This is a genomic window from Photobacterium damselae (assembly GCF_003026815.1).
GTDB lineage: Bacteria > Pseudomonadota > Gammaproteobacteria > Enterobacterales > Vibrionaceae > Photobacterium > Photobacterium damselae.
Window position 1 is genome coordinate 99,507 of the sequence record NZ_PYOG01000009.1, and the last position, 12,923, is coordinate 112,429.

Here is a 12,923-nt window from a genome sequence, read left to right on the forward strand (position 1 = left end):
TTTTTAAAAAATCAACTTAGATATGCAGTTTAAATGATGGGGAAATAGACTATTTATAAAAATAACATTAACTGTGAATATTATTTTTATCACTTTTTCACCCGCAACACATATTCAGCTAAACGTAAATCTACTAACTCTTTTACTGCCTGATGCAACATTTCACGATCTGATGCGTTAACAACAAAGTTTGCTTTAAATCGACCATCTTCAAGAGAGAACCAACGCTGACCATCTTGATTAGCCGTGGTGTAGGCTCGGATAGGATTTCTTAACCAGTATTTGTGCCACTTTTCATCATTAGGTTGGCAATGTTGCTCGGCTTTCGCTACATCGCGCTGTTTTAGCTCTGGGTAACGATTTAGCACCAATAAACTTTGTGAGGCTAATTGTTCAGTTGTTGGTGCAGTCGTAAAGCCATCAAGAGTTAAAAAGGCTTCAAGCAAAATCGCTTTAAAACATTTGGTCATGGCTGTTTGCGCGATACCTCGATGGAGAAAATCTCCAAACTCTTGTACTAATTGCTTTAGTTGTTCATTGTTTTCTTGTGCCGCAACTAAGGCAAACCAACTCCCATATTGTTGGCGAACTTTATCTAAACGATAACCTTTTTGTAGAAACTCAGTGGCTGTTGGACGATGACCAAGTACAGTTTTGAGCTCTTGATATTCTTCTTCGCTATTGATGCGATAGCGCTTTGCCATCTCTTGCCAAAAAGTCACTAATTGAAGGTCATAATTGATAAAGCATCCTTCAGTGAGTTGCGTGCCGTGGTTTATCTTTTTGACTAAATCACGGATATTCGAGACATCAAGTAGGGCTGTTGGTTTGATTAAGAAAGATTGATGGTTACCGATAAAATCCAAAACCACTAACTTTTGCTTATTTGTTGTTGGAGACTGCCGCAATCCACGACCGAGTTGCTGTAAAAATAGGATTTTTGACTCAGTTGGTCTGATCATCAAGATGGTATCGATCGCAGGAATATCTGTGCCTTCATTAAAGAGATCTACCGAGAAAATAATATCAATCTCGCCATGTTCTAGTTGTTTTAGCGCTTCATTACGACGAACCTCAGAATAGCTGTACACTGCAATGGCTTTAATTCCAGCTAGGGTAAAGAAGTTTGCCATATAATCAGCGTGTTTTTTTGAGATACAAAAAGCGAGAGTCCGAGTTTGCTTCTTTTCCTGCCAATGTTTAAGAATGTGCTGAGCTCTAAGCTGAGTTGCAAAAGCGTTATCTAAAACTTTGGGATCAAATTTACCATTGCGCCAAGGAATTTCTTGATAGTTTACGAATTGATCATAAATACCAAAATAGTCAAATGGCACCAAAATACGCTCATCAATGCCGTGAACCAAGTTACGCTCAAACACCAGATTATTATCACAAAGTGACAGAATATTAGCTTGATCCGAGCGCTCTGGTGTAGCTGTTAAACCCAATAAAAACTGAGGGGTGAAGTAGTTGAGTAAGGCCTGATAGGTTGGAGCACTTGCATGATGGAATTCATCCACCACAATATAATCGAAATGATCTGGTGCAAATCGTTTGAGATGTTCTTCTTGACCCAATGTTTGAATGGAGGCAAATAAATAATCAGCATCCAGATCTTTATTTTGGCCGTGATAATGTCCCGTACTTGCCTGCTCATTTAGTAAAATAAAAGTACGTTCAGCTTGCGTTAAAATCTCTTCTCGGTGGGCAACAAATAAAATGCGTTGTGCTTGCAGTTGTTTTGCATCAAAGGCCGATAGCCAAGTTTTCCCCATTCCTGTAGCAAGAACAACAAGTCCTCTTTGATATCCTGCTTCTCGTGTTTTATTTAACGCGACTAAAGCTTCGTTTTGAATGCTATTAGGATGAAACGGTTCATCGCTTATATCAAAACTTCCCGTGATTAATTTTATGATCTCAGGACTTTGTTGTTGATAGCGTTCGATATAAGCATCGATCCAGGAGTGCGTTAACCAATGGGTTGCAGGATGCTTAAATAAGCGCTGAAATTGCTGGCGAATATAATAAAACTCGGTTGCAGCTTCAGAGTCATCAGGATGTTCATAGTCGTAGCGTAATGCCCATTCATAGCTGCTGCATAATGCTCCTCGGCTCATATTATTTGAACCAACCCAAGCACAACCTTGCTCAATGCAGTTTTCTTTTGTTTTAACGCAGATATACGATTTTAAGTGAAAACTGACGTTATGATCGCATTGAAAAACTCGAACTCTTGCTCCTCGTTCAACCAGTAACATTAACTGTCGTAGGGCTACTGGCTGAGTAACTGATAGATAGTCAGAGGTCAAAATTTCAATGGTTGCGCCACTGTCTAAGGCATCAAGCAGGGGATTAAATAGACATTCAATGCCAGACTTCATAATAAAAGAGACGGAGATCTCAATGATAGAAGCGTGATTGATTGCATGGATTAATTTCGGTAGTAGGGGATCTTCTGCCGAACCTGAACTTAGTTTATGACCGTAATATAAAGAGTTAGTCATCTTACTTCACCAAAATAACATTGAGCCACTTTTCGTCTTCTCGCCCTGGACGCAAATCGCCTGTAATCCATGTTTCTTGAATTTGTAGTGGAGAGCCAACTAAAAAGCTTTGTAGTCGTTGTTCTGTACTATTGGTAAAGAAACGGCCATTACGTTCAACATCATCATTGCCATATTTAAATGAGCAGTAAAAAGCCCCGCCAGTAACTAGCATGTTAGACAGTTTATTAAAGACACTAGCAAGCTCATGAGAGGGAACATGCAACAGAGAAGCACAAGCCCAAATCCCATCAAATTGAGTCTGGCTGGTGAAGTTTTGAAACGTAGTGATTTCAACCGATTGACCAATTAACTGCTCGGCTCGTTTGCCTAACTCTTCACTGGCATCAATCGCGGTAACTTGATAACCCATATCAAGAAAAGATTTGCTGTCGCGGCCAGAACCACAGCCAGCATCAAGCACATGTGCATGAGGAGATAAATAAGGAATAAATCGTTCTAAAAGCGGGCTGACATCGACATTAACGGTAGATTGGTAGAAATCATCTGCATGAGTGTTGTAGAAATCAATCGACATAGAACATCCTAATAGGCACCAATTAGTTATAGGCTAATAATACATATAATCTTTTCATAAATGCAGACTGCATTATAAATAGGCTATCAAATAACAAATTTGTGTTTTATATCATATTTATACTGACTCTTATACGGTACTTTCTGCTAGTTAATATTGATCGTGTAATTGAGTACGAGTATGGCTATTTTGATCCCTGCATTATCCACATGCCTAAAAAAGATGACATCGGGAGAGAGACGCTTTGCTCGTCGGCTTGAAACGCATTTAGAAGATGATTATTTGTGCTGGTTTGATATACCAGTAGGAAAAAAGCGTCGTTATCCAGATTTTATTATATTGCACCCTGATCGCGGTCTACTTTTCCTTGAAGTTAAGGACTGGAAGTTATCATCAATTTCTGATCTTACTAGTACTCAAGTTACATTACATACAGATAAGGGATTAGAGCGAAAAGCGAATCCTTTAGAGCAGGTTAGACAATGTACCTACACGGTATTAAACAAACTAAAATCTGATCTACAATTAATTAATCATGAAGGAAAATATAAAGGTTCATTAGTATTACCCTATGGTTATGGCGTGGTATTAACAAATATTACTCGCAAACAATTAAATGATGCCATTCCTCTTGATGCGCAAGATACTGTCTTACCGCCACATTTGGTTATTTGTAAAGATGAGATGACTGATAGTGTTGATATAGAAGTATTCCAAAGTCAATTATGGGGAATGTTTAACTATACATTTCCTAATCAGTTAACGTTTCCTCAAATAGATCGAATTAGATGGCATCTTTATCCTGAAATACGTATTCAGTCCCCAGATCAAGCATCGTTATTCGAGGAAGAGGATTTTGAATTTAAGCATGAGGATTTTTCAGGAAATATGCCGGATATCATCAAAATTATGGATATCCAGCAAGAACAGTTGGCTAGAAGCTTAGGTGAAGGACACCGAGTTATTCATGGCGTCGCAGGATCAGGTAAAACACTTATTTTAGGCTATCGTTGTCTTCACTTGGCAGCCTTACTGCACAAGCCAATCTTAGTATTGTGTTTCAATATTACATTGGCATCCAAATTACGTAGTTTTATACGAGATAAAGAAATAGAGCATAAGGTACAGGTTTACCATTTCCATGATTGGTGTGGTCAACAATTACGTACTTATCACATCAAGTTAGTTGATGGAGATAATGCAGTTTGGGAAAGGCAAGTTGATAGTGTTATTGCTGGGGTTGATAAGGGGGATATACCTAGAGCTCAGTATGGTGCCGTTTTGATTGATGAAGGGCATGATTTTGAAGCTGATTGGCTAAAGTTGATTACTCAAATGGTTGATCCTGACACTAACTCATTATTGTTGTTATATGACGATGCACAGTCTATTTATAAACATAAAAATGGGCTTAATTTTTCATTGTCTAGTGTTGGTATTCAAGCTCAAGGCCGTACAACGATCTTAAAATTAAACTATCGTAATACTCAAGAAATACTGCAATTCTCATATCAATTTGCTCAAACGTATTTTGAACAAGCTGATCATGATGATATACCCGTGATTAAACCCGAAGCGGCAGGAATATCGGGGGATAATCCAATTGTGCGCCAATTTCCAGATGCTGAATCAGAAGTTTGTTTTTTAGTTAGATGCATTAAAAAATGGCAACTAGATGGCAGATTATTACAAAATATAGCTATTTTATATCCAAGTAGTTATATGGGTAAAAAAGCATTAGATGCATTAAAAAAAGCTGGAATAGATTGTATTTGGCTTGCTAAATCAGACTATAAGAAAAAGTACGATCCTAAAAAGAATCAGTTAGCTATTTTACCTATTCACAGTAGCAAAGGCCTTGAATTTGATACGGTTGTGATCATAGATAGTAGTCACCAGTACCAGAATGATGACGATGTATCCTCAATTGTTCGTTTATTATATGTTGGGTTCACCCGAGCAATGAAACATTTGCTTGTGACTTACCATGAAGAAAATGAATTAAGTGAAAGTTTTGAGAAAATAGCGAAGAAGAAAGCTATAGGATAGGAATTACTCCTCCTCCCTCATACTAAGCAGAGCCTATAAGTGCTTACTGAGGATAAACCAAGCTTAATGATGTCTAAGCTAACTTTGTCGTTATCATGATCTCTTTTCGATGCAAAATAGGTGGGTTTTCTGATTTACAGTAATCGGTACGTTTGTGGGTTAGTTTAACAAGATCAACGATGACACTTTGCTTAAGTGGCGGATAAGATTCGCTATAGAAGGTAGGATAACTAAGAAAAGATAACCGGAACTCTTTTTTGTATAACTTAACCAGATCCCATTGCTCATCTTCAAGTTTAATGGCTTTTGCGACAGCCGGTATAAATTGCTTCAGATTATCGGGTAAGGAAGAAAAAGCATCTTTATGTAAGTAGATAGCATCCGGCAGGTTTTTACCTACTTTGATTTTGGCAACTGAGCTTTTAAATAGGTCTTGGTTCATCGGTCACCCTAACTCTTCGTTTTTATTTATTATATGAGCTTGAAGAGAGACCCAAAAGAGAAAGAACTAAAATAACGAGTACGTAGTACCCATCTGTGTACCAAAAATCTTTTATTGAATTAAGCTAGTGTCATAAGGGTATAGCGAAGAGGTGGGAAATATTACTTTTGGCTATGATGTGTATCTTGGAATTCTAGATTATCAATCGATAAATACAAAAGGCCGCAAGTCCTATTGAACTTGCGGCCTTCCCAAACGTTTGGTGGGCTGGCGTAAGTTGAATAGTTGTCTCATTTATTTTAAATTCAATAATTTAAAACGATTGTTTGAATTTGTTATTACATTAATTTCCTACTGAAAAAGGAACTGAACCCGCGTCCGCTTATGTTGATTTTCCTGATGATTCTGGTTTGATATAGCTAAATCTTCTTAACTATTTTCTGAGTATTCTCAAAAATTGAGCCCACGATATGCTCAGGAAAGCCTTTAGGCAATGTAGCACTTACCTGTAACATCGCCTTCGGTAAGGCATCTTTCATTTCATCAATTATCTCTTGCATCGTGTCTTGATTAAAGTTTACATCTTTAGCTGTATCCAAAAAGTGACGAGGCAGGATTTTACTGATTTCATACTTCTTGCCCTTTGTTGCTTTCAATCCCATCGCCAGCTTAAGCTTTCTGATATTGAGCCCTTTTCCTCCTAATAGTGGGTAGGCTGACAAAATATCGTAGAATGGAGTGAGTCTGTAGCTACCTCCTTTATCAATATAGATAGAAAAGTTTTTAGCATGTCCATCTGTAGCGCCAATGAGCCATTGAAATACTTGGAATCTCATGAAGTTATACCGATCTTCTAGAGCATTACTTGACCCCATTAATAACTCCATGATCTGAGCTATGCCAGGGCCACCTTGAGATTCGTACTTAATGGATGATGGCATACCAAATACTTGGCAGATATCTTCCTGAGGTAAGCGTAGCAAGCTTGCTCTGTCTTTTGTCCAGCGCCTATCAAAGCGTTCTACAGCTAAAGCTTTAATGTTGTCTGTTTGGATTATATTGACGTTGGGAACTGTAACCCCCAGAGCTCTAGCTAGCTCAATACAAAGGTACTCGTTTTCTACGCTATCTTTGAGATCTAGGGTCGCGTTGGCTTGTTGTATTTCGCCGATTGGCAGCTTGATGATGTGAGTGGTGGGGGTGTTTCCTTTCGGTATACACCATTGCTCATCAGCGAATAGGAGAGCCGTTTTCTCTTGAGCTCCTGCCACGGAGATTCTAAAGTCTTCTTCTTCTTCGAGCATTCCGAGCGGAATATCAGACTTGTATGCAGAAAGAACAGTTTCTAGTTTTTTGTTATCAAGGACTTCGTAGCTAAGTGGCTCTTTTTTATAGGGGCGGTCTGGAGGAAGTAAAGCAATCGCACCAACACTGTCTTTTCCTATTTCTTTTAGTAGATCAAATGGTTGTTTGGATGACGCCTTGTACCTTGCAACTATTCTATCTCTGACTTGAGGGCTGTCTGGCAAGAGATTGTCAAAATAGTTTATAACTGCATCGGAAGTGATAGCTGGTAATTGAAGTTTTAAAGACAATGATAGTGGTCGAGTTACCGCATTGGTTAACCAGTTTTTATCATATTGAAAAGTGTGAGCACCATTCTTATGTTTCTCTAGAGTACCAACAAGTTCACCATTCATGTATGCGATTAGCTTTTGCATTACCAACTCTCATCATCATTTTCATTTAACGAAGCTACCTGCGATTTCTCTTGGATACTCAATGTTAGATCCATTGCCTGGACCAGCTTAAAGAAGGTAGAAAGTGTTGTTTTGTTAGGGTTGTTTTCGAAGTTCGAGATTGTAGCTTGCTTGATGCCGACTTTTTTGGCTAGTTCTGACTGTGTCCATCCATTCTTCTGACGTATCAGTAGCATCATATCTGCTAATTGTTTTGGACTATATATCATTTGTTCCAGTTCTCTATAGAATTAAGGTGCACCTTCAAGATATTTAATTATCCCTTAGTGAGGATAGGTAAAAGTATATCCCCACAAGAGGGTAAAGTCTACATTATCCCCACTAAGGGATGAGGAAGTATTTATCCCTTCCTGGGGATATTGAGAGGTCTGCGCAAGAAGCTGAGGAGTAGTGGTATCTAGTGAAATACCAACAGATGTAGATGCTAATGGAAACGATAGATACAAAAAGGCCGCAAGTCCTATTGAACTTGCGGCCTTCCCAAACGTTTGGTGGGCTGGCGTAAGTTGAATTCATGCTATAATTCCTTGTTTTTAAAGTTTTGTTGTTAATTCAAGTTTTCCTTGGAATACCGTTTGGAATACAAAACCTTACGGTTGTTAATGGACTTTAATGGATATATATCTAAAGGATTTTTACAGTTTTCAATTTATGACAATAATCACGATATGGTATTCATCGCATATTAAGATCATACTTATAACTTTATTGGTAAAGTCTGATGATTAAAGTTACCTCTCTTGCATTTTTATCTATGCTATCTGTTCTAATGTTTTCTCAATCAACGATACCTGATTACTGGTCGCTTGCATAATAGCAAGAATATAACGTATACACATTATCGAACAATAATGGGCAAGTATTAACATTTACTTGTGCTCTGCAAGTATAAGAAAAATTGGGGATTAGATTACTAATTACCTTAAAAATAAAAGCCATGTATGGATTTTATTTTACATCTTACTCTGAAATAGAAAATTTCAAATAATTTTAAATATATATCATAACTTGGATAATAAGATAGGATTATATTTATAATGTTACGTTACTTGACTCTAATACCAGTTATTAATAATATAACTGATAGTTTTATTGATAATGTACTAAGACCTAAAGTAAAACCAGTAGAAGGTTCGATTGTTTATTGTGATTTATTATTAGGTTATGCAGAACATTCTGGAATCTATATTGATAATGATCAAATAGTCCATAAGAATCGACATGGGATTATAGAATCAGTTTCATCAAAAGATTTTATTGAAAATACTACTGCAATATCAATATATGTAAGTTCTTATAAGGGAAACGCCTCTGGTTCTGTAGTTTCTGCATGGAGAGCGGAATCTCAAATTGGTATTCATGACGAATATTCATTTTATCGCTATAATTGTCATCAATTTTGTAGTTATTGTATATCTGGGGATTTAGATAATTATGATATCTCTTTGATGCAATTGAAGACTAATAGCAAAAATAATATTGATATTGATGATTGGTTAGTATGGGATAGATGATGACAAAAGAACTGATGATATATCATCAGTTCTTATCTTTTTATTTTAAATTATCTTTAAATTGTTTATATTCTTTTTCAATAATTTTTTCAACTAAAAGATTTTTACTTATATTTAATTCTCTAGACATTTCAGATAGCTTGTTATTAATGCTTTCTTTCATGTTGAAACTATAATATTTAAAACCATTTTTAGCATCTCTACATTTTTTCTGAGACCACGCCTTTTTCATTTTGGTTATCAATAATTCTTTTTTATATTTATCATCGCAAGTATCAAAATATAAGACGACATTATCATAATAGTCTTCTTCAGATATTATCTCAAAATCAAATCTATCTTTTTTATTTTTCTTTAGGTATTCAACAGCCCATGTGCACTTATTAATATCTTTATCATTTAAAAAATTAGTTATAATCTTACATTCTGATACTGAGCGCCATGATTCTTTTAGAACATGAATTAAATTAAGTTTTGTTTCTTTGTTGAAGTTTGATGTTATGATATGTTCACATATGGAATTGTATTTTTCTTGATGGTTTATTGAGTTTGTTTTAATTGTATTTTTATAAATGTCATGATCTATTTCATATGATTCATCATCAATAAGGTATGGTAGATCCAGTTCAGTGTTATTTAATAAATATAATTTTCTTCTGTTATTCAATATATAATATATATAATTACATAACCTATGGTTTTTACTATCTATCCATAATAGTTCACTTTTAGTTATTCTTTCATCTTCAATTAATCTCTTTATTCTTATTAAATCACTTTTCAGTTGTTCTGAATTAATTATATCTTCTAGCTTTTCTATTTTTTTATTTAAGGGTAGATATTCATCCGATAAATAATCTAATTCTTCTTTTATATAATCTCGTGTGTGTCTTTTTAAGTATTTTATAGCTATATCAAACTCATATTCATTTATTATATATTTATGCATTTTATATCACTTAGTGAATTTTTAGTGTGTTTATAAGAATCTCACATAGAGATTTAGTGTATTTACAATAGATTTATATAACATTTTAAGTGTTTTTTAAGTTTATGATTTTATTGATTTTGAATTGGATGTTCTGTGATCTATATCGAATTATGGATACATATCACATTACTCTAACTACAGAGTACTTCTTCTATCATAGCTTGTCGATGAGTCTATAGCTGTCAACGATTGTTAGCTATGTTGATCTGTTGGATATAATTAATATTATCTTCATAAGGCTGTTACTCTATTGCTATATCTAATATATTCATTATTAATGTAACCTGTAATAAATAACTTAAATGTATATACCTATGATACTTAAACTTGATAGGTGTAATTAATGAGTTATTTAATAAAGAAACAATGGAATAAAAGAAGTGTTGTTAATGAAGACTTTAATAATAGTTATTTGAATTCTATTGAAAAAGTTATTGATAAATCAATAGATCAATATCCAAGGATACTAGCAATAAGATTTGATTTAAGATTACCTAAGGTTAATTATGTAGACTTTCTTGATAGAGACCTTCATGATGGATTTAATCGCGATAGATTAATACCTCGATTTATTGATTCATTGAAGTCTAAAATAAAATATGATGTAAGAAGAAAGAATAAAAGATGGAAAGGAAACTATAAATGTGATTTACATTATGTTTGGTGCAGAGAGCAAGATAAATCAGATAACGAACATTATCATGTGATGATCATTGTTAACAAAGATGTATATAGAAGTATTGGTGAATATCATCATGATGGAAGTTTAGCATCAATGATTGTATCGGCTTGGGGAAGTTCTTTAAGTTTAGATTATAACCAAGGAAAAAGTCTTGTTTATTTCCCTAATAACTGTGCTTATGTAGTTAACTATCATGATAGTAAATATGAAGAACAGTATGATGATTTGTTTCGTAGAGTGAGCTATTTAGCTAAAACAAGAACAAAAAATATTAATAGGTATTATCGTTCTTTTGGGTGTAGTTGTCGATAACAGTTTAATTTTACTCAGAGCTTAAATCTTGTGTACGAATTAGAGGAAATCGTCATGAGATTAATTAGATTAAAAGAAGTAATGAGTTTAACTGGTTTAGGTCGTTCAAGTATTTACAAGTTTATGGAGGAGTCTCGATTTCCTAAAAGTGTTTCATTAGGAGATAGAGCTGTTGCTTGGATTGAATCAGAGGTAGAAGATTGGATTGTTGAAAAAATAGCAGAAAGAGATAGAAACTAATAAATGGTAGAGGGTATTAATACCCTCTATCTTAATTTGTATTATTTTAATATATTAGCAATTTACTTTTATTTGGTCGTAAGCATCCATATCAACATAAGCTAAGAAGTTACCTTCCCATACTTGATATAATTCATTGACATCTTGCTGGTGAGTTTTAAATGATAGCCAGCCACTGTGAGAAGTGAACCAACAGTTATTAGTTATATCAAAATCCATACTTCTTTCTAACTCAGGGTAATAATTTCCGAAGTAAGCAAATTCAGTAATATATTCAATATTCCATTCTCCCGATGATTGTTGGCTAATAGCTATTTCAATCGGACGGAATCCACCATTTTCAGTATTATAGCTAGTATCTCTAAAATTAAATGTATAACGTTCTGCTGATTGTTGATTAAGTTGCATTGCTTGAGTTAGATAGACGCATAGTGTCTGACTCAGTAATAATTTCAGCTTATTTGAAATAGGTAGTAAGGTTGTTGTAAATGAAATTACAGACATAATGAAGCCTCTTGTAGCGACAAGATATTGGTTGTGGAATAGGTATTAAAACCAGATAAGAATTAGCGTAGAACGGTTAAGCTAATATCATCGAATCGTTGGTATTGAATGTGATGCAGAAAAGCTGCGACCCAAGTGTGGAACAGATCATTAATGGTTGGATGAAGAAGGTTACAACGGCCACCAGCATCAGGTTGATAGCACCAGTGGTTGATTAAGTGAAAATATAATTCAACATCGACAGATTTATGATGTGTGTTGGTAAATGAAAAACTGGCAATAAACATCACTAGCCATTGATCACCATTTTTCTTGAGTTGTATTTCTATTGGGTGGATACCTTGTTTGGTTTGATAATAATCTAACGCCCTATAATTTATTACTAAACGCGTTGCTTGAACGGGGATCGTATAACAGCTCAATAGCTTTTCAAGGTGATGATGTAGGGCGAGTGGTAATTGTAATTCACCATAGTGTTGTTCAATCATAAATACCCCCGCTCAGCAAAAGAGATACACGTATCTCCCACCACAAAATGATCCAATACGCGAATATCAATCAGTGCTAAGGCATCTTTGAGCTTTTGCGTGATGTGTTTATCGGCATTAGACGGCTCAGCTATTCCAGATGGATGGTTATGAGCAAAGATCACCGCAGCAGCATTGCAGTTAAATGCCTCTTTTACTACCTCTCTCGGATAAACACTTGCTGCATCAATGGTGCCAAAAAACAACTCTTTGTACTCAATAAGCCGATGTTGATTATCTAGAAGTAATACAGCAAACACTTCACGTTCATAGCTTGCCATTTTGTATTGCAGAAAATCTTTTGTTGCCTGTGGGTTGGTAAATACATCACCACGTAAATATCGGTTAGCCACAATTTCTGCGGCTTTTTCTAATACTTGGTTTGCTGTCATTGGAGTATGTACAACATAGTCTTTTAGTTCGTGCATAGCCTTGGTTCCTTATAGTAAATGGGCTTCTACACAAAGATGATATATATCTGAAATTTGTTTGATTCTTTAAAGAACAATTGATTGCATAATTAGGCTTAGATCATTGTCCATTCCCCAATTTTCCCATATTCTCTCAATATCAATTCTGATGAATTAAACCAACATGAGATAACACTCTGAATGGTAGACCAAATTTTAACCTTGAAAGAGGTGGCCGCTTACCTAAAGTTGGCAGAAAAAACAGCATATAGATTAGCAAGCGAAGGAAAGCTTCCTGGTTTCAAAGTCGGCGGTTCATGGCGCTTCAAACGAGAAGATCTCGATGCCTGGATTGAGAAGCAAAAAGGTGTGGGTGAATAGCCTATTGGCAACCAAGCTTATCTATCTTTA

General features: G+C 35.2%; 12 protein-coding genes and 2 pseudogenes. 5 read left to right on the forward strand and 9 right to left on the reverse strand.

Features of this window, described 5'->3' with window-relative positions; genetic code table 11:
- Positions 1–92: 92 nt before the first annotated feature.
- Positions 93–2,504, reverse strand: a pseudogene (locus tag CTN07_RS10605) (DEAD/DEAH box helicase family protein); the annotation flags it as partial.
- A gap of 1 nt (position 2,505) precedes the next feature.
- Entirely contained in the window at positions 2,506–3,081 is a 576-nt protein-coding gene (locus CTN07_RS10610; protein WP_005301020.1) for a class I SAM-dependent methyltransferase, read from the reverse strand.
- A 180-nt stretch (positions 3,082–3,261) separates the two neighbouring features.
- On the opposite strand from CTN07_RS10610, the gene CTN07_RS10615 reads away from it, so the two are divergent.
- Positions 3,262–5,130 (forward strand): 3'-5' exonuclease, encoded by a 1,869-nt coding sequence (locus CTN07_RS10615; RefSeq protein WP_005301017.1) that lies wholly within the window; start codon positions 3,262–3,264, stop codon positions 5,128–5,130.
- Between the two features lie 91 nt (positions 5,131–5,221).
- Here CTN07_RS10615 and CTN07_RS10620 read toward each other — a convergent pair.
- The 3 genes and pseudogenes from CTN07_RS10620 to hipB form a co-directional block, all read right to left on the reverse strand.
- Positions 5,222–5,572, reverse strand: a pseudogene (locus CTN07_RS10620) (DNA phosphorothioation-associated putative methyltransferase); the annotation flags it as partial.
- Positions 5,573–5,991: 419 nt separating this feature from the next.
- A complete protein-coding gene (locus CTN07_RS10625; RefSeq protein ID WP_005301013.1) occupies positions 5,992–7,293 on the reverse strand; it encodes a type II toxin-antitoxin system HipA family toxin in 1,302 nt (433 codons plus the stop codon).
- Positions 7,293–7,541, reverse strand: a complete 249-nt coding sequence (hipB, locus tag CTN07_RS10630; RefSeq protein WP_036764367.1) for a type II toxin-antitoxin system antitoxin HipB — start codon at positions 7,539–7,541, stop codon at positions 7,293–7,295. Before hipB ends, CTN07_RS10625 begins: the two co-directional genes overlap by 1 nt.
- Positions 7,542–8,369: 828 nt before the next feature.
- Between hipB and CTN07_RS10635 the strand changes: the two genes are divergently transcribed.
- Positions 8,370–8,846: a C40 family peptidase gene (locus tag CTN07_RS10635; RefSeq protein WP_036764366.1), complete on the forward strand. Its 477-nt coding sequence runs from the start codon at positions 8,370–8,372 to the stop codon at positions 8,844–8,846.
- A 40-nt stretch (positions 8,847–8,886) separates the two neighbouring features.
- Here the strand turns inward: CTN07_RS10635 and CTN07_RS10640 are convergent, their stop codons facing one another.
- Positions 8,887–9,795, reverse strand: coding sequence for a hypothetical protein (locus CTN07_RS10640; RefSeq protein ID WP_005301010.1), 909 nt, complete (start codon positions 9,793–9,795; stop codon positions 8,887–8,889).
- Between the two features lie 385 nt (positions 9,796–10,180).
- Here CTN07_RS10640 and CTN07_RS10645 point away from each other — a divergent pair, with 385 nt between their 5' ends.
- Positions 10,181–10,831 carry an inovirus Gp2 family protein gene (locus tag CTN07_RS10645; RefSeq protein WP_005301008.1) on the forward strand — a complete coding sequence of 217 codons (651 nt, stop codon included), beginning with the start codon at positions 10,181–10,183 and terminating at the stop codon, positions 10,829–10,831.
- 54 nt (positions 10,832–10,885) lie between these two features.
- Positions 10,886–11,071 carry an AlpA family transcriptional regulator gene (locus CTN07_RS10650; RefSeq protein WP_036764365.1) on the forward strand — a complete coding sequence of 62 codons (186 nt, stop codon included), beginning with the start codon at positions 10,886–10,888 and terminating at the stop codon, positions 11,069–11,071.
- A gap of 54 nt (positions 11,072–11,125) precedes the next feature.
- Here the strand turns inward: CTN07_RS10650 and CTN07_RS10655 are convergent, their stop codons facing one another.
- The 3 genes from CTN07_RS10655 to radC form a co-directional block, all read right to left on the reverse strand.
- Positions 11,126–11,575 (reverse strand): DUF2787 domain-containing protein, encoded by a 450-nt coding sequence (locus CTN07_RS10655; RefSeq protein WP_036764363.1) that lies wholly within the window; start codon positions 11,573–11,575, stop codon positions 11,126–11,128.
- Between the two features lie 62 nt (positions 11,576–11,637).
- Positions 11,638–12,063, reverse strand: a complete 426-nt coding sequence (locus tag CTN07_RS10660) for a DUF2787 family protein (protein ID WP_036764361.1) — start codon at positions 12,061–12,063, stop codon at positions 11,638–11,640.
- A complete protein-coding gene (radC, locus tag CTN07_RS10665; protein WP_036764359.1) occupies positions 12,060–12,530 on the reverse strand; it encodes a RadC family protein in 471 nt (156 codons plus the stop codon). The genes CTN07_RS10660 and radC overlap by 4 nt, the downstream gene beginning before the upstream one ends.
- Before the next feature lie 183 nt (positions 12,531–12,713).
- On the opposite strand from radC, the gene mads1 reads away from it, so the two are divergent.
- A complete protein-coding gene (mads1, locus tag CTN07_RS10670; RefSeq protein ID WP_036764357.1) occupies positions 12,714–12,893 on the forward strand; it encodes a methylation-associated defense system helix-turn-helix domain-containing protein MAD1 in 180 nt (59 codons plus the stop codon).
- The last annotated feature ends 30 nt before the right edge of the window (positions 12,894–12,923 follow it).